The organism is Rhodococcus sp. NPDC057529, from assembly GCF_042802055.1.
Classification (GTDB): Bacteria; Actinomycetota; Actinomycetes; order Mycobacteriales; family Mycobacteriaceae; genus Rhodococcus_F.
On sequence record NZ_JBHVEY010000007.1, the window covers coordinates 333,455 to 357,162 of the forward strand.

Annotated in this window: 20 protein-coding genes; 5 read left to right on the forward strand and 15 right to left on the reverse strand. The window is 68.0% G+C overall.

The window, feature by feature from the left end; translation table 11 throughout:
* Positions 1-9: 9 nt before the first annotated feature.
* The 8 genes from ACFU5V_RS16495 to ACFU5V_RS16530 all read right to left on the reverse strand — a co-directional run bounded on the left by ACFU5V_RS16495 (position 10) and on the right by ACFU5V_RS16530 (position 8,724).
* Entirely contained in the window at positions 10-654 is a 645-nt protein-coding gene (locus ACFU5V_RS16495) for a methyltransferase domain-containing protein (RefSeq protein WP_378437320.1), read from the reverse strand.
* A gap of 11 nt (positions 655-665) precedes the next feature.
* The gene (locus tag ACFU5V_RS16500; RefSeq protein ID WP_378700615.1) at positions 666-1,178 is read right to left on the reverse strand and encodes a hypothetical protein; all 513 of its coding nucleotides are present in this window, start codon (positions 1,176-1,178) and stop codon (positions 666-668) included.
* Position 1,179: 1 nt separating this feature from the next.
* Positions 1,180-2,430 carry a molybdopterin-dependent oxidoreductase gene (locus ACFU5V_RS16505; protein ID WP_378700617.1) on the reverse strand — a complete coding sequence of 417 codons (1,251 nt, stop codon included), beginning with the start codon at positions 2,428-2,430 and terminating at the stop codon, positions 1,180-1,182.
* 124 nt (positions 2,431-2,554) lie between these two features.
* The gene (locus ACFU5V_RS16510; protein ID WP_378700620.1) at positions 2,555-3,760 is read right to left on the reverse strand and encodes a low temperature requirement protein A; all 1,206 of its coding nucleotides are present in this window, start codon (positions 3,758-3,760) and stop codon (positions 2,555-2,557) included.
* A gap of 90 nt (positions 3,761-3,850) precedes the next feature.
* Positions 3,851-4,738: a carbohydrate ABC transporter permease gene (locus ACFU5V_RS16515; protein WP_378700623.1), complete on the reverse strand. Its 888-nt coding sequence runs from the start codon at positions 4,736-4,738 to the stop codon at positions 3,851-3,853.
* 2 nt (positions 4,739-4,740) lie between these two features.
* Entirely contained in the window at positions 4,741-5,763 is a 1,023-nt protein-coding gene (locus tag ACFU5V_RS16520) for a carbohydrate ABC transporter permease (protein WP_378700625.1), read from the reverse strand.
* A 13-nt stretch (positions 5,764-5,776) separates the two neighbouring features.
* The gene (locus ACFU5V_RS16525; protein ID WP_378437331.1) at positions 5,777-7,042 is read right to left on the reverse strand and encodes an ABC transporter substrate-binding protein; all 1,266 of its coding nucleotides are present in this window, start codon (positions 7,040-7,042) and stop codon (positions 5,777-5,779) included.
* Positions 7,039-8,724, reverse strand: coding sequence for a glycoside hydrolase family 13 protein (locus ACFU5V_RS16530; RefSeq protein ID WP_378700628.1), 1,686 nt, complete (start codon positions 8,722-8,724; stop codon positions 7,039-7,041). Before ACFU5V_RS16530 ends, ACFU5V_RS16525 begins: the two co-directional genes overlap by 4 nt.
* A gap of 184 nt (positions 8,725-8,908) precedes the next feature.
* Here ACFU5V_RS16530 and ACFU5V_RS16535 point away from each other — a divergent pair, with 184 nt between their 5' ends.
* Positions 8,909-9,925 carry a LacI family DNA-binding transcriptional regulator gene (locus ACFU5V_RS16535; RefSeq protein WP_378700630.1) on the forward strand — a complete coding sequence of 339 codons (1,017 nt, stop codon included), beginning with the start codon at positions 8,909-8,911 and terminating at the stop codon, positions 9,923-9,925.
* A gap of 2 nt (positions 9,926-9,927) precedes the next feature.
* On the opposite strand, the gene ACFU5V_RS16540 is transcribed toward ACFU5V_RS16535, so the two are convergent.
* Both ACFU5V_RS16540 and ACFU5V_RS16545 read right to left on the reverse strand, forming a co-directional pair.
* Positions 9,928-11,007, reverse strand: coding sequence for an ABC transporter ATP-binding protein (locus tag ACFU5V_RS16540; RefSeq protein WP_378700633.1), 1,080 nt, complete (start codon positions 11,005-11,007; stop codon positions 9,928-9,930).
* A gap of 209 nt (positions 11,008-11,216) precedes the next feature.
* Complete coding sequence (locus ACFU5V_RS16545) at positions 11,217-12,215, reverse strand: FUSC family protein (protein ID WP_378700635.1); 999 nt, start codon at positions 12,213-12,215, stop codon at positions 11,217-11,219.
* A 192-nt stretch (positions 12,216-12,407) separates the two neighbouring features.
* Here ACFU5V_RS16545 and ACFU5V_RS16550 point away from each other — a divergent pair, with 192 nt between their 5' ends.
* Positions 12,408-13,412, forward strand: a complete 1,005-nt coding sequence (locus ACFU5V_RS16550) for an ROK family glucokinase (RefSeq protein WP_378700637.1) — start codon at positions 12,408-12,410, stop codon at positions 13,410-13,412.
* Positions 13,397-13,732, forward strand: a complete 336-nt coding sequence (locus tag ACFU5V_RS16555) for a WhiB family transcriptional regulator (protein ID WP_005253437.1) — start codon at positions 13,397-13,399, stop codon at positions 13,730-13,732. The genes ACFU5V_RS16550 and ACFU5V_RS16555 overlap by 16 nt, the downstream gene beginning before the upstream one ends.
* Positions 13,733-13,736: 4 nt before the next feature.
* Here ACFU5V_RS16555 and ACFU5V_RS16560 read toward each other — a convergent pair whose 3' ends face one another.
* The 3 genes from ACFU5V_RS16560 to ACFU5V_RS16570 all read right to left on the reverse strand — a co-directional run bounded on the left by ACFU5V_RS16560 (position 13,737) and on the right by ACFU5V_RS16570 (position 18,487).
* Positions 13,737-15,545: a serine/threonine-protein kinase PknD gene (locus ACFU5V_RS16560; RefSeq protein ID WP_378700639.1), complete on the reverse strand. Its 1,809-nt coding sequence runs from the start codon at positions 15,543-15,545 to the stop codon at positions 13,737-13,739.
* Between the two features lie 50 nt (positions 15,546-15,595).
* Complete coding sequence (locus ACFU5V_RS16565; RefSeq protein ID WP_378432845.1) at positions 15,596-15,844, reverse strand: hypothetical protein; 249 nt, start codon at positions 15,842-15,844, stop codon at positions 15,596-15,598.
* A 90-nt stretch (positions 15,845-15,934) separates the two neighbouring features.
* Positions 15,935-18,487: a LuxR C-terminal-related transcriptional regulator gene (locus ACFU5V_RS16570; RefSeq protein ID WP_378700641.1), complete on the reverse strand. Its 2,553-nt coding sequence runs from the start codon at positions 18,485-18,487 to the stop codon at positions 15,935-15,937.
* Between the two features lie 335 nt (positions 18,488-18,822).
* Between ACFU5V_RS16570 and ACFU5V_RS16575 the strand changes: the two genes are divergently transcribed.
* The gene (locus tag ACFU5V_RS16575; protein WP_378700644.1) at positions 18,823-20,112 is read left to right on the forward strand and encodes a M23 family metallopeptidase; all 1,290 of its coding nucleotides are present in this window, start codon (positions 18,823-18,825) and stop codon (positions 20,110-20,112) included.
* A gap of 68 nt (positions 20,113-20,180) precedes the next feature.
* Here the strand turns inward: ACFU5V_RS16575 and ACFU5V_RS16580 are convergent, their stop codons facing one another.
* Positions 20,181-21,989: an alkyl/aryl-sulfatase gene (locus ACFU5V_RS16580; protein WP_378700647.1), complete on the reverse strand. Its 1,809-nt coding sequence runs from the start codon at positions 21,987-21,989 to the stop codon at positions 20,181-20,183.
* Entirely contained in the window at positions 21,986-23,110 is a 1,125-nt protein-coding gene (locus ACFU5V_RS16585; RefSeq protein ID WP_378432809.1) for an AI-2E family transporter, read from the reverse strand. Before ACFU5V_RS16585 ends, ACFU5V_RS16580 begins: the two co-directional genes overlap by 4 nt.
* A 172-nt stretch (positions 23,111-23,282) precedes the next feature.
* Here ACFU5V_RS16585 and ACFU5V_RS16590 point away from each other — a divergent pair, with 172 nt between their 5' ends.
* Positions 23,283-23,705 (forward strand): hypothetical protein, encoded by a 423-nt coding sequence (locus ACFU5V_RS16590; protein WP_083395660.1) that lies wholly within the window; start codon positions 23,283-23,285, stop codon positions 23,703-23,705.
* The last annotated feature ends 3 nt before the right edge of the window (positions 23,706-23,708 follow it).

Genomic DNA, 23,708 nt, shown 5'->3' on the forward strand with positions numbered 1-23,708 from the left:
GGGAACTTCTCACGCCCATTCCATCCGTGCGAAGTGCCGATTCGCATGCTGCAGAACATCGATCACTTCTAGTCCGGCCACACGCGCGACCTCCGACACGGCGGCCACACCCACACTCGCCCAGGCGAACCAGTCTCCGGCGAGATGCTCCGTCTCCCAGCGCAGTAGTTCACGGCGCACCCCCGCCGTGGTCGGCGGATCCACCTCGGCGATCACAATTCCGCGCGGTTGCAACAGCTCTCGGGCACGGCTGAGCACGCGGACGGGTTCACCGCCGATGCCGATGTTGCCGTCGGCGAGCAGCACCCGGTCCCAGTTACCTGACCGCGGAAGCGGCGCGAAGATGTCGCTGTGCACCGCCACACCGCCGCGGCGGATCGTGAGTTGCACTGCCGTGACGGAGGAATCGACGCCCAGGGCGTTGCCGCCCGCGGACACGAGCGCGGCAGTGAGCCGGCCCGGTCCGCACCCGAGATCGATGGTCGCACCGTGACATCCCGCGAGCATCACGCGGTCGGCCATCCGATCGGCGAGGGACGCCGAGTCGCCGCCCATCCACCGGTCGAGCGGCAGGGCGCGCCGTGTTCCCCGCGCGTCACGCACCCAGCACGGGAGCCCCGCCGACGCCCGCCGCAGCAGGAGGTCGGTGGTCATCCCGGGTTTCCTCATGGCCAGCTCACCGCGTCGCCGTCCTTGCGGGACAGCGAAAGTCGGGCGGCATAGGCAAGGGCCGACAATGCGAAGAACGCGGCGCTGAGCAGCAGCCAGCGGTCGAGATACGGTTCCTGCGTCAACCCTGTCGCGGCAAGATACGCGTCGGCGCCCTGCTCGATGATCCCCGGCAGGAACAGCAGCAGCGTCAGCCCGGACGCGAGCGCCGGCACGCGAATGTAGTTCAGCGCCGGAACCGTCCGGGACCGCGAACGTCTCCGCCCTCGCACCGCGTCCAGCCCCGACGTCAAAGACCGGTCGGCGAGCGCGTACAGCGGGAACAGCACGAGGTCGTGGGCGATCACCGCACCGAGGAACCACACGGCGATCGACTTCCACCACACGTCCGGATTCCACAGATTCGGCAGACCCACCACCGAGACCGCGTACCCGGCGAGGGCGAACGTGAACAGCACGGCCAGCAGATGCAGTGGGTCGGCTCCGTAGACGCGGGCGAATCGGCGCATCTCACGACTCCCGGAATTCGATGGACTGCACCCATTTGGTGTTGTGGACGCCGGGCAGCGCGGGGACGATGATCCGCGCGGGATAGCCGTGGTCGAGGGAGATGTCCGCGCCGTTCACCTCGAGGGCGAGCAGGGCGTCGGAGTCGCGCACCTGATCGGCCGTGAGCACCGCCTGATTGAACGCCCCGGACCGCTCCAGCGACGTCACCTTCGCCGAACCGAACGCCGTCACCCCGGCGACGTCCGCGAGGTCACGCAGTCGCACGCCCGTCCACGTCTCGACGGTGGACCAGCCCTCGACGCATGCGATCGGGAGGGACGCGGTGTGCGACGGCATCGCGCGTAGCTGATTTCGGCTCAGCTGCACCGGTGTCGCGCCACCCGCCACCGACAGTCGCCAGGTGTCGCCGGTCTGCTCCGGGGTGATCTGCGCTGCCGCGGCCGTCCTGTTGATCTGAAAGTCGTTGGGGCCGTCGCCGTACGAGCGTCCGCGCGGCAGGAGTAGCGCGGCGCCCCGCAGGAACCCGCCGGTGGTCTGCCCGACCGACAGGACCGCGACCAGTGCGGCGCCGCCACCGACCAGGGCGAGGGCGCCGCGCCTGCTGATCGTGGCCGGAGTGGGATCCTGGGCGACGAGGCCGTTCTCGTCCGCCGGTTCGGGCCGCGTGTCGGCGCGGGACGTGCGCAGCACTTCCCGGAACGACCGGGACCGCAGCGACCGCACCATGAGCGGCACCTTCAGGACCGTGTGTGTCACGAACCCGGCGATGAAGACCCATGCGCCCCAGTAGTGGGCCGTGTAGAAGTCGAAACCGAAGATGTAGTCGTACTGGATGTTCAGGACGCCGGTGATGATCTCGAACAGCGCACCGCCGACCAGGGCGATCAGCGACAGCCGTTCGAGGGCCTGCGCCGGCGACCGTACCGGCGGGAACACGAACAGTTTGGGGATCACCGACCACAGTTTGGCGAGCACGATCGGCACCAGGATCAGTCCGAGCCCGACGTGCAGACCCTGCGTGAGCCGGTACAGCCACGACGGCCGGGTGGGCCACGCGAAATACGGGAGGTGCAGCCAGCCGACGTCGCCGGGGCGGGCCTGCCCGAACTGGGGCCCATACGCGATGTAGGAGAGCAGTCCGGTGACGATGACGACGGGCAGCCCGATGAGCAGTACGAGTCCGAATACCGAGGTCAGCCATGGTCCGCGCAGTGGACTGCGGAGCCGTGGGCCGCGCGAGTGGTCGGTCATCGTGATCAATCCCTCCGGCTCGATCGTCTCGAGCCTCAGAGGTGATTCGGTACCGCCGCCGTGCAGGACGGGTATGCCCTTCGGGCCCGTGAGTACTTATCAACCGCCGGGCGTTGACAAGTACTCACGGGTGGCCGTGCCGGATCTCGTCCCGGGGCTGGTCGTAGCGCACCATCTCGTATCCGATCATCGCGAGCAGAACCGCGGTCAGCACGCCGAGGGTGGCGAGCGCGGGGATGTGCCAGACGACGGGGAGCAGCGCGATCAGCACGACCGCCGTCACGACGCGCGGCACGGTCACCGACCTCGTCGCGTACGCCTTGAAGGCGACCAGCGCGAGAAGGTACAGCGCCGCGCCACCGAACAGTGCCACCAGCGGCCAGCCGTACAGCGGATCCACCAGCCGGTGATGGTTGCCGTCGCCGACGTACGACAGGATCTTCTTCAGACCCAGCGACAGCATCACGATCCCGATCACCATCGGCAGGTGGATGAAGCTGTAGCAGTTGCGGGCGATCTTGATCTGACGTGCACCGGTTGCCTCCTCGAACGCGTGCTCCACCGCCAGGGACGTGACGTCGAAGTACGACCACCACAGCAGTCCCGACACCGCGAGCCCCAGCAGGGACGCGACGATGATCGCCCACGAGATCGGCAGGCTCGCGACGCCGATGCCGATCGACACGATCGACTCGCCCAGCGCGACGATGACGATGAGCCCGTGCCGCTCCGCGAAGTGGCTGACCGACCGCAATCGCCAGTCGGTCCCGCCGACCAGTGTCCCGAGGTAGTCGCCGGTGAGGGCCAGGATCCACATGACGGTCTGCGCGGTGCCGGTGAGCTGCGACGCGACGAGCAGGAACACGGTGCCGGTCAGCATGCTGGGCGCGAAGCGGAGCACCTGGCCGCGCAGTTGCGGGTCCTCGCGGCTGACCACCCAGAACATCACCAGATGCAGGAGCCGGACGACGAAGTAGCCGAGGGCGAAGATGACGGGTCCGTCGAGTCCGCCCGCGAGGTCGTCGAAGGCCTCGGGGATGGTCAGCGCGGTGACGAACATGGCGCCCATCGCACCGAACATCACGACCCGTACGATGCCCTCGTCGGCGCGCACGAGGTTGCAGAGCCAGGCGTACCCCACCCAGCTCCACCACAGCACGGCCATCACGAGGGCGCCGCGCAGCAGATTGACGCCGGTGGGGTCCTCGGCCATCAGGTCGGTGACACGGGTGAGCGCGAAGACGAAGACGAGGTCGAAGAACAGTTCGAGCGGCGACACCGACGCTCGCTCTTCGACGAGACGGGGACGCAGACGATGGGCGAAGGTCACGGGAAGAATGCTGCCACCGGAACGCGGCGCGGCAAAACCCCCCGTGAGTACTTGTTAACCGCCGGTGGTTAACAAGTACTCACGGGTGCTCTACTTGACGCCGCCCGCGGTGAGGCCCGACACAATGCGGCGCTGCAGGAGCAGCACGGTGATGACGAGCGGGATGGTCACGACCGTTCCCGCGGCCATCACGGACGTGAACGGTTCCTCGTGCGGTTTGCTTCCCGCGAATTGTGCGATGGCGACGGTGGCCGGCTGGGTGATGTCGTTGGACAGCTGACTGGAGATCAGGTATTCGTTCCACGACGCGATGAAGGCGAGGATCGCGGTGGTGAACAGTCCCGGTGCGGCCAAGGGCAGCAGCACCATACGGAACGCCTGCCGCCTGCTGGCCCCGTCGATCCGGGCGGCCTCCTCGAGTTCCCACGGCAGTTCCTTGAAGAACGCGGTGAGGGTGTAGATGGTGAGGGGCAGCACGAACGAGATGTTCGGGATGATCAGCGCCTGGTACGTGCCGAACCAGCCCATCGACGTGAACAGCTGGAACAGCGGTGTCAGGACGGCGACACCCGGGAACATCGACGCGGCCAGGATGATCCCGAGGACCGCGTGTTTGCCCCGGAACTGCAACCGCGCCAGCGCGTACGCGGTGCCGACCCCCACGATCAGTCCGATCGCGGTGGTGACGGCGCCGATGATCGTGCTGTTGACGAGCGCCCGGGCGAAGTGGTTGCCCGCGTCGGTGGAGAACACGTTCGCGAAGTTGTCCAATGTGACGTGGGTGGGCCACGGGGTGGTGTCGAACGTGTAGTCGGAGTCCCGGAAGGCGGTGACCACCATCCAGTAGACGGGGGCCAGACCCCAGACGATGATCACCGCGAGGCCCGCGTAAGTGCGGATCGACGCGAGCGACGGTCCCCGGCGCCTGCGCGCCACCGTGGGCCGGGGAATTCCCGGCGTGACGACTGCTGTGGACATGGTCAGGCCTTTCGCTGCTGCTCTTGGGTGTCGATCACGTTGACGCCCATCACCTTCACGAGGACGTAGGCGACGGCGAAGATGAACAGGAACGTGATCGTGGAGAGGGCGGACGCGCTGTTGAATCCCTGGCGCATCTGGTCGATCACGAGGATCGACAGTGTGGTGGTGGCGGTGCCGTCGCCGCCACCGCCGCCGGTGAGGATCGCAGGGAGGTCGTAGATCCGCAGGACGTCGAGGACGCGGAAGAGGACCGCCACCAGAATGGCCGGCTTGATGAGGGGCAGCGTGATCGAACGGAACCGCTGCCACGCGCCGGCGCCGTCCATGCGCGCCGCCTCGTACACCTCGGCGGGCACCATCTGCAGTCCCGCGAGGATCAGCAACGCCACGAACGGGGTGGTCTTCCAGGCGTCGGCGATCACGACGGCGAACCGGGCGGGCCACGTGTCACCCGTCCACAGGATGTCCGTGCCGAGCAGTTTGTTGGCGATGCCGTCGTAGGCGAAGACGAAGTACCACAGTTTCGCGGTGACGGCGGTCGGGATCGCCCACGCGACGAGGATGCTGGTGCGCAGCAGTGCCCGGCCGCGGAACGCCCGGTTCATGATGGTGGCGAACCAGAGTCCCAGCGCGACCTCGATGGTGACGGTGACGACGGTGAAGAACACGGTGACCCACATCGACTGCCAGAACAGCGATCCGAGGGTGCCGCCGGGGCAGGACACGGACGTGCCGGTCGTGTCGGTGCACCGCTGGAACAGCCAGTGCGTGTAATTCGACAGTCCCGCGAAGCCCTGGTCGACGAATTTGCCGGTGGCGGGGTCGATGGTCGGGTCCTTGAACAGCGACATCACCATCGCGCTGACCACCGGGTACAGGACGACGATGCCCAGCAGGATCATGGTCGGCAGAACGAGGAGCATCGCTGCCCTGCTGCGTCCCTTCCGGGGCGGTGGCGGCGCGGGCGAATCCGGTTGCGGGACGGCCGCGGTCGTCGGTTCCGAGAGTTCGTGAACGGTCATCGGCTTGTCTCCTCTAGGACCCGGCCGCGGCGATCGCGGACTGGATGTCGGCGGCGGCCTGGTCCACCGTCTTCTCGCCCTTGATCGCGGCGTACGCGTTGTTCTGCACGGCCCGGGTGACCGCGGGATAGAACGGGGTGACCGGGCGGGTCACGGCGTTCTCGATGGACGTCTTCAGGGTGGGGATGTACGGGTACTGCTCGATCAGTTCCGGGTCGTCGTAGACGTCGGTGCGGACGGGGGCGAGCGATCCCTGCGAGAGGAAGAACGCCTGCGACTTCTTCTCCAGGAAGAACTTCAGGAAGTCCGACGCCGTGGCCTTGTGTTCGGAGTACACGTTGATCGCGGCGCTGTGCCCGCCGAGTGTCGAGTGACCGGGCCCGTTCTTCCCCGGCAACGGCGCGACGGCGAACTTGCCGGACACCGCGGAACTGCCCTGACCGTTCATCAGGCTGTACGCGTACGGCCAGTTGCGCATGAACAGCAGGTCGCCGCTCTGGAATGCCTGCCGGGCCTGCTCTTCCTGGAACGTGACGGATTCGCGGGGGATCGCACCCGAACGGTAGGCGTCGACGAGCGACTGCAGCCCCGCCTTGGCTTCCGGGGTGGTCATCGTCGGGGTCACGCCGTCCGGTCCGAGGATCGACCCGCCCGCCGTGTTGATGGCCTCGGACGCGTTGACGGTCAGGCCCTCGTACTTGGCGTACTGTCCTGCGTAGCAGCCGATTCCGGCCTGCTGGGCCGTCCCGCACGCGCCGATCAGCTCGTCCCAGGTGGCGGGCGGGTGATCGAGCAGGTCGGTGCGGTAGTAGAGCAGGGCGCCGTCGCTGGTCTGCGGCGCCGCGTACAGGACGCCCCCATACGTGGCCCCCGCGACCGTCGCGGGGAGCAGCCCGGACGTGTCGATCGCCATCGGCCCTTCGAGCGGTTGCAGCCACCCGCGGGCCGCGAATTCCGCGGTCCACACGACGTCGACGACGGCGACGTCGTAGCCGGAATCGCGGGACTGGAAGTGCTGCACCAGGTCCTCGTGCTGCTGGTCCGGTTGGTCGGACTGCTCCTTGAACGTCACCTCCTCACCGGGGTGGCCGGCGTTCCACTCGTCGATCAGCGGCCGGACGACGTTGGAATTGTCCTTGCCCTGCACGTAGGTGATGGGTCCGCGGCCGTCGAGGTTCTGCTTCTCCGCCTGCGCGGCGGCGTCGATGCCCTGATCGGCGCAGGACGTCGCCGCGAACAGGACGCCGACGGCCACCGCGGCGGCGGCGACGCGCTTCATCGTGATTCACCCGAGCCCGGTTCCGACAGCCACACCGCGGCGTCGGACGGGAGCGGTCCGCCGGTGAGGCCGGCAATCGAACCGAGTACCACGGTCGAGCCTTCGGGAAGTGCGGCCGGTTCGGTGCCGGTGTTCACCCAGCACTGCACTGCGCCGCGTGCGAATGCGAGAACGCCGGGGGGAGTGTCGAGCCACTCGACGGGATGCGGGGTGTCGAAGAACTCGTGCCGCAGTTCCAGCGCCGCGCGGTACAGCGTGAGGAACGACTCGGGGTGGCCGGCCTGCGCTTCCGCGGTGTGCGGGGCCCAGTGCCCCGGCTGCGGAAGCCAGGTGTCCTCTTCCGCGTCGAACGGGGAGAAGCCGTACGGCACTGCGTCGTTCGACCACGGGATCGGCACCCGGCAGCCGTCGCGGCCGCAGTCGGTGAAGCCGGTCTGGAACCACGTCGGATCCTGCCGGACGTCGTCGGGAAGGTCCTCGACCTCTTCCAGTCCCAGTTCCTCGCCCTGGTAGATGTACGCGGTGCCGGGCAATGCCAGCTGCAGCAGCGCGGCGGCGCGGGCGCGGCGCCTGCCCAGGTCGTGGTTCGGCTCCTCGAGCGCCCAGCGGGCGCGCTCCCAGTCGGTTTCGACGAGGTGGTCGGGCTGCGAGCGGGAGTAGCGGGTGACGGTGCGGGGCACGTCGTGGTTGGAGAGCACCCAGGTGGCGGGTGCGCCGACGGTGGCCGCCTGCTCGAGCGCGTCGTCGATCACGGCGCGAATGCTGTCCGACCGCCACGGGGCGCGCAGGAAGTCGAACTGGAACGCGGTGTGGAGTTCGTCGGGGCGCAGGTACCGGGCCAGCCGGTCGTTGCCGGGAACCCAGGCCTCGGCGACGAAGACGCGGTCGGAGTAGGCGTCGGCGACGGTCCGCCAGCCCCGGTACACCTCGTGGACGGCATCCTGGTCCCAGGCGGGGTGGGGGTCGGTGTGCTGCGAACCGGGAAGGCGCTCACCGGCATCGGGCAGTGCGGGATCCTTGGCCAGGCCGTGGGCGACGTCGATCCGGAAGCCGTCGACGCCCTTGTCGAACCAGAACCGCAGGATGTCCTCGAACTCCGCACGGACCTCGGGGTGCTCCCAGTTCAGGTCGGGCTGGGCGGGGGCGAACAGGTGCAGGTACCACTCGCCGGTGTCGAGACGGCTCCACGCGGGACCGCCGAATGCGCTCTGCCAGTCGTTGGGCGGTTCGTCGCCCGCCGGGCCGCGGCCGGGCCGGAAGATGTAGCGCTCGCGTGCCCCGGGCTCGTCGCGGAGCGCGGCCTCGAACCAGCGGTGCTCGCTGGAGGTGTGGTTGGGCACGATGTCGAGGATCACGCGGATCCCCAGCTCGTGGGCCTCGGCGATGAACGCCTCACCCTCGGCGAGCGTGCCGTACGACGGCTCGATGTCGCGGAAGTCGGCGACGTCGTAGCCGGCGTCGGCCATCGGCGACGGGTACCAGGGGTTGATCCACACGGCGTCGACGCCGAGGTCGGCGAGGTAGGGCAGCTTGGCACGCAGACCGGTGAGGTCGCCGATGCCGTCGCCGTTCCCGTCGGCGAAGCTGCGGATGTAGACCTGGTAGACGACGGCCGTCTTCCACCAGGCTTCGGGGTGCCGGCTCGCGACGGTGGTTGCGGTCGACTCCACGGACTGGGTCATCGAATCTCCTCGGTGCGGGGGATGGGATGGGCGAATGTGATGCGTAAACGTTTGCGTAAAGAGCGTGAGGCACATCACAGGTTGCTGTCAACTCGAACAGGGTTATTTCTTTTCCGCACTTCAAAGGCGTGTGATCGGTGAGGAATCTGCGCAAATATTTGCGTTGCTCGCCTACTGTGGGAACGTGATCCCCAAGCAGTCCGTGAACATGGCCGACGTCGCGCGCCGCACCGGCGTCTCCATCGCCACCGTCTCCCGTGCGCTGCGCGGCGAGAAGGGGGTCTCCGAAGCGACGCGACTGCGGATTCAGCGGGTCGCCGACGAGTTGGCGTACGTCATCTCGCCCGAGGCGTCGAAGCTGTCGGGCGGCGCGACGGGCCGGGTGGCCGTCGTCGTGCCGTGGATCGACGCCTGGTTCTACTCACGGATTCTCGCCGGCATCGAGCACGAACTCCGTGCCGCCGACCTCGACGTAATGCTGTACTGCCTCGAGGAGTCGTCCCAGCGCGAATCGTTCTTCGAACGACTTCCGTTGCGCCGCAAGGTCGATGCGGTCATCGCCGTGGCGTTTCCGCTGACCGGGCCGGAGCGGGCGCGGCTCGAGGAGATGGACGTGACCGTGGTGGTCATCGGCGCGCACGCCGGCGACTTCCAGTCCGTCCGGATCGACGACGAACTGGCCGCGCGCCAGGCCGTCGGCCATCTGATCAGGATCGGCCACACGCGGATCGGCATGATCCGCACCGTCGACCCGGAAGGGCAGTCGTGGGAGGGCGACATCGCCCGGGTCGCGGGTTTCCACGGTGCGCTCGCCGACGCCGGACTCGACGACGACTGCATCGCGACCGTGCCCTGGGGCGTCGAGGGCGGCGAGCGGGGCATGGAACTGCTGCTCAGCCGGGCCGACGTGCCCACCGCGGTGTTCTGTCATTCCGACGAGGTCGCCGTGGGAGCACTACGCACGCTGCGACGAGCGGGGGTACCCGTTCCGGCCGGGATGTCGGTGATCGGCATCGACGATCACCCGACGGCCGAGCTGGCCGACCTGACCACGGTCCGGCAACCGGTGGGAGAGCAGGGAGCGGCGGCGGGCCGGGTCGTCGTGGACCTGCTGAGCGGGCGGGAACCGGCGGAACGGGCGGTCGTGCTCCCGACCCACCTGGTGGTCAGGGGCTCGACCGCCCGTCCCGCGGAACTCTGAGGTCAGCGCACCAGGCGCTCGCCCGCCGCGTCGGTGGTGAAGAGATGCGCGTGTGCCTCGTCGACGCGGACGTGCACGACCTGGCCCTTCTCGGGTGGGTTGCGCCAGTCGACGCGCGCGACCAGGTTCTCGGTTCGTCCGTGGACGGTGGTGCGGCCGAACACGAATGCCTCGGAGCCGAGCTCCTCGACGACGTCGATCTCGAGTTTCAGCCCGCCGGAATCGGCGATCTCGACGTGCTCGGGACGGATCCCGAAGATCACCTCCCGGCCCGCCGCCGCGAGCGCGTCGCGGGGGACGGGCACCAGCTGGTCGCCGATCAGCACGCCGCCGTCGGCGACGGGCACGGTGAACAGATTCATCGACGGTGAGCCCATGAACCCGGCGACGAACACGTTCGCGGGCCTGCGGTAGAGCTCGCGGGGGGAGGCACATTGCTGCAGCACGCCGCCCTTGAGGACCGCGACACGGTCGCCCATCGTCATGGCCTCGACCTGGTCGTGGGTGACGTACACGGTGGTGGTGCCGAGGCGGCGCTGGAGCTGGGCGATCTGCGTGCGGGTCTGCACGCGCAGTTTGGCGTCGAGGTTCGACAGCGGCTCGTCCATCAGGAACACCTGCGGTTTCCGGACGATGGCGCGGCCCATGGCAACTCGCTGCCGCTGGCCGCCGGAGAGGGCCTTGGGTTTGCGGTCGAGGTAGGCGCCGAGGTCGAGCATGTCGGCGGCCTCCGCGACACGGGCGCGGATCTCGGACTTGTCGGTGCCTGCGAGTTTCAGGGCGAAGCCCATGTTCTCGGCGACGGTCATGTGCGGGTAGAGCGCGTAGTTCTGGAAGACCATCGCGATGTCGCGGTCCTTGGGTTCGGCGTGCGTGACGTCGCGGCCGCCGATCAGGATCTGGCCGCCGTCGACGTCCTCGAGTCCGGCGAGCATCCGCAGCGACGTGGATTTTCCGCAGCCGGACGGGCCGACGAGGACGAGGAATTCGCCGTCCTCGATGTGCAGGTCGAGTTGATCGACGGCGGGGACGTCGGACCCGGGAAAGAGCCTGGTCGCGCGGTCATACGTGATTGTTGCCATGAGAAATGAATCCCTCCACCGGCAGGAACGTGCCGGACGATCCGAGTGTCAGGGGCGCGTCGGCTTGTGCCGACGGGAGAGAACTATGGCGCAGATCACAGAGCTTGTCCACTCGGGCGTCCGGCACCCATTCCCACTCCGGACGAACGGGACGCTCGTTGCGTCAGATCGAACGAGCGTCCCGTTCGTCCGTCGAACGTTCCGCCCGGTCAGCGGGACGACCGCGTCCGACGCCCCAGGGCGGGGACGGCGATGCCGAAGACGAACGCGATGGCGACGCCGAGCACGGTTTCGGAAAGCCGTTCGGCGAAGCGGTATCCGGCCTGTTCGGGATCGGAATACAGCAGCAGGACGAACACGAGGAACGTGGTGAACGTGGAGGTCACGTACCAGCGACTGCGGTGGGTTGCCGCGGCAGTCGCGACGACCGCGACGACGGCAGCGCTGTAGACCCAGTCGGCGGGAGTCGCACCGACGACGAGCACGGCTGCCGTTCCCCCGATGAGCATCGATGCGATCCGTCCCGCCATGCGCGTCACCTGTTCGTCGGTGTCGGGACGCATCACGAGAAGTGCTGCTGCGCAGGCCCAGCCGACGTGGTCGAGGTCGAGGGCGAACCCGATCGCGGCGGCGGTCGCGCCTGCGGCGCCGAGTCGGACGCCGTACCCGAGGGTGATCGCGGGCCCGGGCCGGGCGGGCGCGTCGGCAGCATGTTCGGGGAGCAGCAGCGAAACGACGTACGCGAACACCGAGCCGCCGATCATGAGCACCGCGAGTTCGATTGCTGTCGTCGGGTCGTCGTAGCTGAGCCCGACTCCGACCAGCGGCACCGACAGCGTCGACAAGACCTTGCCGAGGTTTCGCCGTTTCGCGACGGTGGTCCGTGCGAGCGCCGCCGCACCGACTGCGAGGGCGAACACGACCACGATCGCCAGCAGGGGTGTGCGGGCGACGAGTGAGCCCAGCACCATCGGCAGCCCGGTCAGGATCCCGATGAGAATCAGTGCAGCCCGCGCCCGTCGGGTCGGCGGCAGTCCGATGATTGCCGCGGGCAGCACCCCCACCGCCAGCGCGACACCCGAAGGGACTGCGACGGCGGTGACCGCGGCGGCCGGCGCGGCGTCGACGGCGCCGAGCGCCGCGGCTCGCCATTGCCAGTCGATACGCCGGGTGCCGGTCTCGCCCGGTTCCGGCTGCTCGTGGGGCACGTTCTCAGCGTCCTCCTACCTGCGCAGTCCCGGATCACTCCTCGGGGATGAGATCGCGAAGCTTCCGATCGGTGCTGACATACCGCACACTTTGTTCTTAGAAAAACCAAAGTACGTATTGATAACGAGCCAAAGGTCCTCTAGTGTCAGCGTGACACCGCTCACTCGTAGATTTTGAAGAGGACACGAGACATGGCTCTGACAATTGGCATCGACGTGGGTGGCACGAAGATCGCTGCCGGCGTGGTCGACACCGACGGAGTCATCCACCGGATGGTGCGTCGTGACACCCCGTCCCACGATGCGCGCGGTGTCGAGAACGTCATCGCCGAACTCGTCCGGGATCTGGCCGGTACCCACCCGGTCCGGGCTGTCGGCATCGGCGCGGCGGGCTTCGTCGCCGCCGACCTCAGCACCGTGCTGTTCGCCCCGAACCTCGCCTGGCGCAACGAACCGCTCGGTGCGGTGGTCGAAGCGGCGTGCGGATTGCCGACGGTGGTGGAGAACGACGCCAACGCCGCCGCCTGGGGCGAAGCGCGCTTCGGGGCCGGGCGGACGGGACAGACCGTCGTCGTGCTCACCGTGGGAACCGGGATCGGCGGCGGCATCGTCGTCGACGGCGTCCTCCACCGCGGCAAGTTCGGGGTGGCCGCGGAGTTCGGGCACCTCAACGTCGAACCGCACGGCCGCCGGTGCGGCTGCGGCAACCACGGCTGCTGGGAGCGTTACGCCAGCGGGCGGGCACTCGTCCGGGAAGCGCAGGACCTCGCGAACGTGTCGCCCGGTTTCGCCGCCGACCTCCTCGCCCGGGCCGGGGGAAGGGCGGACGCCATCACCGGCCTGCACGTCACCGCCGCGGCGCAGGACGGCGACCCCGCCGCGCTCGAATGTTTCCGGGTGATCGGTTCCTGGCTGGGACACGGCATGGCGGACATCGCCGCGTTCTTCGACCCCGACCTGTTCATCATCGGCGGGGGAGTCTGCGAGGCCGGTGAACTGCTGCGCGGTCCCGCCGCTGCCGCTTTCGAGAACCGTCTCACGGGACGCGCACATCGACCGGTCGCCGAGGTGCGACTGGCGGAACTCGGCGCGAACGTCGGCATCGTCGGCGCCGCCGATCTGGCCCGGGAACGAGTTCTCGGGCTCGCACACAACGGCTCACGAGTATCTGGAGGAGTGCAATGTCCAATCGGTTGAGTCTTCCCATTCCGGTCGCCGAGGTGTGGGACTGGCAGAGGGACGCCGCGTGCCGCGGCTACGAGTCGTCCACCTTCTTCCACCCCGACCGCGAACGGGGCCGGGCACGCGAGATGCGGGACTTCCGCGCCAAGATGATCTGCCGCGGCTGCCCCGTGCTGGTGCAGTGCCGGGAGCACGCGCTCAGTGTCGGTGAACCGTACGGCATCTGGGGCGGTCTCTCCGCGAACGAACGCGAAGAACTGCTCGCCAATCACCACGGCCGGGTCGACGAGGCCGTCGCGGAATCGTTCGGATTCGACCTGGCACGCCAGGCCTGAGCGGTCAGCTGCCCGCGGGCAGCATGACCACCCGGCTGTTGTCGGTGTCCGCGACGTACACATCGCCCCGGCTCGACACGGCGATCCCTTCCGGCTGGTCCAGGCCCGTGAACGGGAGGACCTCCTGCTCGTCCGAACCGGCGGGCAGCCGCAGAATCCGGTTGTGGTTCTGGTCGATCGCGTACACGGTTCCTTCGTCGTCGACCGCGACACCACCGACGCTCTGGAGGTCGGTGAACGGCAGGAAGCTCTGCGCGCGGGTGGCGGCGTTCCACGCGAGCACCTTGTTGGGCGTGCCGACGTAGAGATCGCCCTGCTCACCGACGGCGACGGCGAACGGCCCGATCACCGTCAGCGGTACCGCAACGGGGGCGGCGGTGACGTCGCGCAGGGCCATCACCCGGTTGTTCAGCGTGTCCGCGACGTACAGCGTTCCGTCCGGTCCGAGTGCGATTCCGAACGGCTGGTTCAGCCCGCCGATCGGCATCGGTACCTGGGTGCTGCCGTGCAGCATCGTCACGGTGTTGGTCACGAGGTCGGACACGTACACGTCGCCGGACGCACTGACCGCAATTCCCTGCGGAACCTCGAGTCCGGTGAACGGCAGAACCGTCTGCTCGTAGGACCCGGCCCGCACCTCCAGAACCTGCTTGGCCGCGCTGTCCGCGATGTACAGGTTTCCGCTGCCCGAGACCGCGAGCCCGGCCGGGCCCTGCAATCCGGTCAGTGGGAGCACCACCTGCCTGTCGGCCGACTCCTCGCCCGGCCAGACGACATAGGCGACAGCGGCGGCGACGAGGACCACCGCCAGAAGGGCGGCGAGCAGCCAGCGTGTGCGCCGCCACCGGCCCGCGACCGTTGTCGGTGTGGTCGGCTCCGCACCCGGCTCGGCGTCGGGCCGGGTCACGGCGGGACGGCTCGTCCGGGTGGTCGCGGCGGAGTCGGCGAGGGCAGCAGGACGGGTGACGCTGCCGGGCGCGTCCCACTCGATCGCGTGAACGGCGTCGCTGAACTCACGGCACGTCGAGTAGCGCTCCTCGCGGTCCTTGGCCATGGCGCGCGCGACGACGGCGTCGACACCGGCGGGCAGCCCCGGTCGCACGACGGTCGGCTTGGGAATCGGCCCGTTCAGATGACCGTGCATCACCGAGGACGCGGTGGTCCCGCGATACGGCGGTTCGTTGGTGAGCAGATGGAAGAAGGTGCAGCCCAACGCGTAGATGTCGACCCGATGGTCGAGTGTCCGGCCCTCGATCTGCTCGGGCGCCGCGTAATGCAGTGTCGCCACCAGCATCCCGGTGCGGGTCAGCTGATGCGTCTCGTCCAGGGCCTTGGCGGTGCCGAAATCGGTGAGCAGCACACGTTCCGGGTCGCCCGGCGCGAGCAGGATGTTCGCCGGCTTCACGTCGCGATGCAGGATCCCCGCCTCGTGCGCGTGATCGAGCGCCTTCCCGGTCTCGCCGACGATGTGCACGGCGCGCTCCACGTCCAGTGCCCCGGAATTGAGCGCTCTCCGGGCGTCGACGCCGGGAACGTACTGCATCGCGATCCACAACCTGCCGCCCTCGCGGCCGCGGTCGTGGACGGTGACGATGTTGGGATGGTCGAGGTGGGCGGCGTGGTCCGCTTCCGACTCGAAACGCGACCGGACGTAGTCGTCGCTCGTCCACGACGTGTCGAGCAGTTTGAGAGCGACCTTGCGCGGCAGGTTGGGATGCTGGGCGAGGTAGACGGTGCCCATCCCGCCTCGTCCCAGAACCCGTTCGATCACGTAGCCGGCAAACACCGTGCCCGGTTCGAACTCGCCGCTCACTCGGCTTCACCGCCTCCCGGGACCCTTCACCATTGAACCCCGCAGCCCCGTCAGTCCGGTAGCCTGCGCATCTCGAGAACGGTCAGCCCCAGCGCGTCGAAGCGGGCCAGCATGCCGCGGAGATCCGTCGGGCCGTCGACCGGACCGTAGAGCGTCGTGTCACCGGTCGTGACGTCCGAGACGTCCAACTCGGGGAAGGCCGCCAGCACCCGATCGGACAGGGCGCCGCTGATCAGGAAGGCGTACCTGACCTTGCCGGGCCAGTTCGATTCAGGACGCACCACGGCGGGCTCCTTCATTCGCATCGTCGTTCCAGAACTCGGTCAGCCGTAGATTTCAGGGTGACCCACGGAACGGCGACGCGCCTCACCCGCAAGTGGTGAACCGTCTCAGAGCAATCCGTTGTGTTGCGCGGCGGCGATCGCGTCGCGGCGGGACGTGACGCCGAGTTTGCGGTAGATCCCGCGCAAATGCGTCTTCACCGTGTTCACCGACACGCACAGGTCGGCCGCGATCTGCTCGGCGGTGCGCCAGGACGGAAGCTCCACGAGGAGTTCCAGTTCACGGGGAGTGAGCATGTCGGATGCCGTGCTCTCCGACCGGGGGAACGACGCGCGGAGCCTCTCCGCGAACGGTTCGAGCACCCCGAACCGGCCGGTGCTCCGCACGAGAAGATCCCGGATCTGTGGTCCGCAGTCGTGGAACGGACGCAGCACCGACTGCGGCTCCGCGAGACGCAACGCCTCGGTCAGTGCGCTGTGGGCGCGCGAATCATGTTTCCGGGCAAGCGCGATCGACGCGTCCACGAGCCACGCCGCGATCAGGTTGGTGCCCGCCGCGCAGTCCAGTTCACCGTCCAGGACCGGCTGGATCGTCCGGCGGGCCAGGTCGAGGCGGTGCAGATGCAGGTGGATGATCGCCTCGACGAGGGGTGTGTCGCCGGTGGGCCCGAGGTAGGCCTGCGCCTCGGTGGCCAACTCGTGCGCCCACCCGATCTCACCGGCGGACAGATACGCGTACTGGATGGTGGGCAGCAGCACCGCCCGGATTCCCGGCGGCATCGGTAGCGCGGACGACACGGGGCTGTCCGCATGCACCATCGTCACCGAAGCGTGCCGGTGTTCGGACTCGTCGAGACCGAACAGGGCCGCGGCGCCGTCGGCGAAACCCGCGGTTGCGGTGCTCGCGCGACGCAACGCCTCTGCGGATTCGGCGGCGACACGGGCGGCGTCGGGGTCCATCCGCATGTAGCGGCACCAGGAGTCGATCAGCTTCGTCAACTGGAACGTCGGATCGCTCGTCGCCGACTGCGTCCGGCCGATCGTCAGGGCCTCGTCCACCAGTTCGGACGCCACCCTGACGTCCCCCCGCGACATCGAGACGGCGGCGAGAGTTCCCAAGCAGTACATGACGCTCAACGGTGCGTCGCCGAGCCGCGCGTGCGCGAGTGACCTCCCGAGCACGGCCTCCGCGTCGTCGTCCCGTCCGAGGAAGAGCAGCGCACGCCCTTCCTGGAGCAGGACGAACGCGTCGAGATCGGGGTCGCCGCTCGATCCGCCGCCCACGCTCTGCAGGCGCTTCAGCGCGGTCTCGATGTCGCCGGTGCCGATCGCGGTCTGCACCCGCAGCGATTCGCGGAGCAGCAGGTGCACCCGGGATTCGGTGGCCCCGTCCACCAGCAGTCCCGACTTCCTGCGGTCGAGGAGTTCGAGGGTGGACGTGGCCACCGGGATGTTTCCCGAGGCGAGCGCGGCGGCGGCGCGGAGCAGCCGCGCCGACGGATGGTCCTGCGACGCCCGGGGCGCCCGCGTGAGAATCCGGTCGACGGCCTCGCCGTGGCCCCCGATGATCAGGGGTAGCGACGTCCGGGCCAGCAGTGCCACGATCTCGTCGTGATCACCGGAGTTCACCGCGTGCTCGAGTGCGAGCAGCGCATCCCCGAATTCGTCGTGCCAGTGGGCAGCCGTCAATTCGAGATGCTCGACTTCGACGTGGCCGATCCGGCTGATCTCCGCGCGCAGATAACTGCGCAGCAGCGGGTGGTAGCGATAGTGGGTGGGGTTCTCGGTGATTCGGCTGATCAGAAAATTGTGGTGCTCGAGCCAGTCGATGTTGCCGTGTGCGTCCGTGCAGCCCGTGAGTTTCTCGGCGAGTTCGACCGTGAACGAGGCGGGGACGGACGTGCGCAGGAGGAACTCGCGCATCTCGTCGGTCTGGCCGGCGAGGACCTCCTCGATGAGATAGTCGGCGACGGCCCGGCGGTCGCCCGAGAACTCGGCGATCAACCGGCTCGGATCCGGATGTCCTTCCAAAGACATTCCCGCCAGCCGGATTCCGGCAGCCCAGCCCTCCGTGCGAACCATGAGGGCGTCGAGATCGTCCGGGGGTAGCACCACGCCGTGCTCGTCGAGCATCTCGGCGGACTCGTCGGACGTGAAGGCGAGATCCGTTGCCGTGAGCGTGAACAGCCTGCCGTCCAGGCGAAGCCGCTGCAGCGCGAGCGGCGGCTCGAAGCGTCCGACGATGACCGTCCGCAGCATCGGCGGCTGCCAGCGCATGAACGACTCGAGATCGGTGAGCACGTCGGTGTCGCGCAGGAGGTGGGCGTCGTCGATGATCATCCAGACGTTCTCGCCGAGTTCGTGCAACGCGGCCGACAACGTGGCGCCGAGGTCCGGTGACTCCGAAACGAGCCCGGCGCACGCCTTCCGCAGACGAGGATTTCCGGAGTCGGTGAGTGCGCGGAGGATCGCCCGGTGGACGACGTCGAGGTCGTTGTGCCGCTCCTCGATGGTGAGCCAGGCAATGGTCGGGGCGTCGTCGGCGGCCAGCAACTCCCGCGCCCAGTCGGCCACCGCCCGCGTCTTCCCCGACCCGGCAGGCGCGCAGACCAGCGCGACCGGATACGGGTGGGTCTCGTCGGTGAGCGCGTCGGTGAGCATGGTGTGCAGGCGGGTCCGGGTGACCGTTCGACCCCCTGCACTCGAAGGTATTCGAGTACTCAGATGAAATTCCCCGAGCGGTGCTGCCGTCACGCCGACCCCCAATTCTCGCTGCACCGAGAAACGATCTTCGACAAACGCCAATCCCCGACGCAGAAAGTCGGTGCGACGATTTTAGCGAGTACCAGTTGTTCTGTGTGGATGAACGTGGTTTCCGCAAACCGGCAGCAATCCGAAGTTCACACGAGACGGGTGAATCCGTCGCCGGCGAATCGGCGGACGATGACCACGTCGAAGGGCGCAGGGCCGCGGCGAAGTGCCTGAACGGAGTGACCATGAAGTTGGCAGTTGCCGGGCTGATGATGTCGATCGCACTCGTCGCGGCGGGGTGCTCGAGCAGCGACGACGCGCCGGAGACGAGTGCGTCGCCGACGACGGAAGGCGGGACCGGCGCGGTCACCGTGCCCGACGCCTACACGGGACTGATCCTCACCCCGATCGGTGATCCGACCTTCCCGTTCCCGGGCACCGACGGCAAGTACCACGTCGCCTACGACCTCCAGCTGACGAACGCGACACCCGTCCCGGCGACGCTCGACAAACTGGACGTCGTCGACGGGACCGACCCGTCGAAGGTGATCGCGTCGTTCTCCGGTGCGGCGCTCGTCGAACCGAATTGTCCGTACGGCGACTGCAACCGGCTGCGAATGCTGACCGCGCCGGCAGCCACCTCCACGGCGATTCCGCCGCAGGAGACTCGTATCCTGTTCGTCGACTACACGTTCGACTCGCTCGATCAGGCCCCCAAGGCGGTGCTCCACCACCTGTACGGCAGCGCCGCGGCTGCGCCGTCGTCGCGGGAACCATCCCCCGTCGACTATCTGATCACCGCCCTCGACATCGACGCCGGGACCCCACGCGTCATCTCGCCACCGCTGAAGGGCGACAACTGGATTGCCCTCAACGGCTGCTGCCTGCCGGGATTCCCGCACCGCACGTCGCCGCTCCCGGTCGACGGCAAGATCAACAACAGTCAGCGGTTCGCGATCGACTGGAAACGCACCAACGACCAGGGCGAGTTCTACACCGGCGACCGGACGAAGAACGAGAGCTACGTCGACTACGGGTCCGACGTGTACGCCGTCGCCGACGGAACGGTCGTAGCCACATTGGACAACGTGCCCGCCAACGCCCCGGGCACACTGCCCGCCGAGGTGCCGGAACTCGCCGCGAAACTCACCGTCGAGAACGTCGACGGAAACCACGTCGTCCTCGACCTCGGGGGCGGCGTCTACGCGATGTACGCGCACTTCATCGAGGGTTCGCTGCTCGTCAAGCCCGGGGACAAGGTCTCGAAGGGCGACACGCTCGCGAAACTCGGGAACACCGGCAACGCCAACGCGTCGCACCTGCACTTCCAGCTCATGAACGGCCCGAGCCTGCTCTATGCCGACTCCCTGCCGTACGTCTTCGACAGCTTCGAATACGACGGGCAGGTGGCGCCGCAGCAGATCCTCGACGCGGACGACTACCTGTCGGGGCAGTTCCTGCAGGGAAAACTGCCCACCGGTGAGCCGCGGACGGATGAGCTTCCGGGCAATCTCGCGATCGTCGACTTCGGGTAGGCGGCTCCGCCGCCCGTGAGTGGTCAAGGAGTCCAGAGACTCTCTAACCACTCACGGGCGCGGAGCGCCTACGGCGTGACGATCGGGAACGCGTTGTCGGGCGGGTCGAGCAATGCGGTGAGGGCGAGGAGTTTCGACGGGTCGCCCGTCACCTCGATGCCCTCCAGTCCCCGGCCGGCGAACAGGGCAAGCAACTGCATCTTCGTCAGGGTCAGCGTGACGTCCGGTTGCGTCGGCGTCCTCGGCGCGACCGTCTGGATGAGCGCGCCGTTGGACAGCGTGGTCCGGTAGTGCGCTTCGGGTTCGGTGAAGTGCCATTCCGCGACGAGGGTGGCGTCCCAGGCTCGCGGGCCGTTGATGCGGAGGGCGACGGAGTCGAAGATCTGGTCGATCGTCAGGGCACTCAGCATGTCCGCGCCGAGGTCGCTGAGCGGCGGGGCGACGATGCCGCCGCGCAGTTCGAGTGCCCCGGTGAGGTAGAAGTTGCGCCAGGTGGCGTTCTCCGCACCGAAGCCGAGTTGCTCGTATGTGCGGGCCAGCAGGTCCTTGGCCGCGTCGTCGGAGGGGTCGGCGAACACGGCGTGCTTGAGCAGTTCGGCGGCGAACCGCAGATCTCCGCGCTCGAGGTACTGCGTCGCCTTCGACCGGACCTCGTCCTGGCCGCCCATGCATTCGACGTAGCGGGTGGCCGCGCCTTCGGGCGGATGCTGCCACAGTGACGTCGGGTTGCCGTCGAACCAACCCATGTACCGCTGGTAGATCGCCTTCACGTTGTGGCTGACCGAGCCGTAGTACCCGCGCGCATGCCAGGCGGATTCGAGGGCGGGCGGCAGCGGGAAATCTTCGGCGATCTCGATCCCGGTCAGTCCCGCGTTGAGCATCCGCAGCGTCTGGTCGTGCAGGTACTGGTACAGGTCGCGCTGCTCCGACAGGAATTTCACCACCCGGTCGCGACCCCACGTCGGCCAGTGGTGGGACGCGAACGAGACGTCGTAGCCGCCGTCGAACATCTCGATCGCCTGGTCGAGATACCGCGACCAGGCGCGGGGATCGCGGACAAGTGCGCCGCGCAGTGTGAGGAGATTGTGCAGGTTGTGGGTGGCGTTCTCGGCCATGCACAGTGCCCGATGGTCCGGGAACAGGAAGTTCATCTCGGCGGGCGCCTCCGTTCCGGGCGTCACCTGGAAGAGGATCCGGATGCCGTCGACGGTCTCCTCCTGACCGGTGTGGGTGATGTCGACGGTCGGCGGGATCAGCCCGGGCCTGCCGGTCGACGTGTTCGTTCCGAGCCCCGCCCCGAGGTGCCCGCGCGGACCCTTGGGCAGCAGCGGTCCGTACATGTAGGTGGCGCGCCTGCCCATCGCCGTTCCGGCGTAGACGTTCTCGGAGACCGCGTGTTCGAGGAACCCTTCGGGCGCGAGGATCGGGACGTCGCCGCGACCGTCCGGGAGGACGCCGACGACGCCACCGAAGTGGTCGATGTGGGAGTGGGTGTAGATGACGCCGGTGACGGGCCGGTCGCCCCGGTTCTTCCGGTACAGCGCGAGCGCGGCGGCCGCGGTCTCCTGCGAGATGAGCGGGTCGATCACCAGGACACCCGTCTCGCCCTCGACGATCGTCATGTTGGACAGGTCGATTCCGCGCAGCTGGTAGATGCCGTCGGTGACCTCGTACAGCCCGTCCTTCGCGCACAGTTGCGACTGCCGCCACAGGCTCGGGTCGGCCGTGTCCGGGCAGTCGCCGGACAGGAACGCGTACTCCTGCATGTCCCACACCGTGCGACCGTCCGCGTCCGCGACGGTGCAGGGGTCGAGACGGTCGACGAAACCGCGGTCGGCGTCTTCGAAATCGGTGGTGTCGGAGAAGTCGGGTGTCATGGTTCTTCCTTCTCGTGTCGTGGCGGGGTGGGGGTGGTGGCCGGTGCCGGGGGTGTGGGTGAGCTGCTGAGGATCGTGTTGATCCACCTCGTGGACGGGTCGATGTCGATCAGCAGTGCCTTCGCCATCAGCGTCAGCGGGATGGCGAGGATCGCGCCGAGCGGTCCGAGGATCCACGTCCAGAACACCAGCGACAGGAACGTGAACGTCACGGACAGGCCGACAGCGTCCCCGACGAACTTGGGCTGGATCACGGACTGGATGATGACGTTGATGACGCTGTACAGGACGATGACGGTCAGCATCAGCCCCGGCCCGCCCTGCAGCAGCCCGAGCAGGGCGGGCGGGACGAGTCCGAGTACGAAGCCGACGTTCGGGATGTAGTTGGTGATGAACGACAGCAGGCCCCACAGGATCGGCAGCGGAATCCCCAGCGCCCATAGTGCTCCGGTGTCGATGACCGCGACGATCAAACCGAAGACGGTGGTCACGACCAGGTACTTGCGGGTGCCGAGGGAGAAGGCGGACAGGGCGGTGGCGATGTCGGGGCGCATCCGCGTGACGATGCTCATCCGCGAACCGTAGGAGCTTCCGTCGACCGCCATGAACAGCAGGAGGGCGGCGAGGAACAGCAGGTTCGAGAAGACCCCCAGCATCGCCTGCAGGATGCCGTCCACGAAACCGAACACCGTGGTGTAATCCACTTGGGAGAGCAGGGTCTGGGCGCTGGTGGAGTTCACGCCGTGGCTGTTCAGGAAGCTCTGGGCGCTGTCGATGAGGGACGTGAAGTCGTCCGCGTACTCCGGGAGGAGCGTGGCGAGCTGCGCGACCGACAGCGCCAGCGACAGCACGAGTACGACGAGGATGCCGTTGACGACCAGGATCGCGGCGATCGTCGCGAGCCACGGCGGCACACCCTTCCCGTGAAGCCACACGGGGAGCGGATGGACCGCGACGGTGAGCATGAGGGCGAGGAAGATCGGGGCGAGGATCGGCGCCGCCACCTGGATCCCGGCCACGGTGATGACGAGCGCGGCCAATCCGAGGATCACGATCAGGCCGCGCGGCATCGACCACCGAGTGTCCGGCTCCGCGCCGGATGCGTCCTGCGGATCGATCATCGCGTGTCCCTTCGCAACGGCCGGTCTTCCGGGATGCCCCGATTCGACTCTTGCACCACGCCGTCGGCGTCACATCATCCGTTGCAGATGAGGATCACCCGGCGCGGATGATGCCTCGCACCTCCGGGGGCCGGACGATTCGACTGTTCGCAAACACACTTTCGAGAAGGGCATGGACATGACGACTACCCCGGAGTCCAGGACGGACAGCCCTGTGAAACAGGGTTTTGCAGCAGGAACTTCACTGGCAGCGGCGATATTGCTGCTGACCGTCGGCGTGATTTCGTTCTTCCAGGGCATCGCCGCAGTCGCGTCCGACGATCTGCTGGTCATCGGCGTCCAATACACCTACCAGTTCGACACCACCGCGTGGGGCTGGATCCACATCGTGCTGGGCGTCGTCCTGGCCATCAGCGCGATCGGACTGATGACGGGCGCCACGTGGGCTCGCGTCGTCGCGGTCTGCATCGCCGCGCTGTCGATCCTCGCCAACTTCCTGTGGCTGCCCTACTACCCGCTGTGGTCGATTCTGATCATCGCACTCGACGTCGTCGTGATCTGGGCGGTCACCACCTGGGACACCGCCAGGGACTAGGAC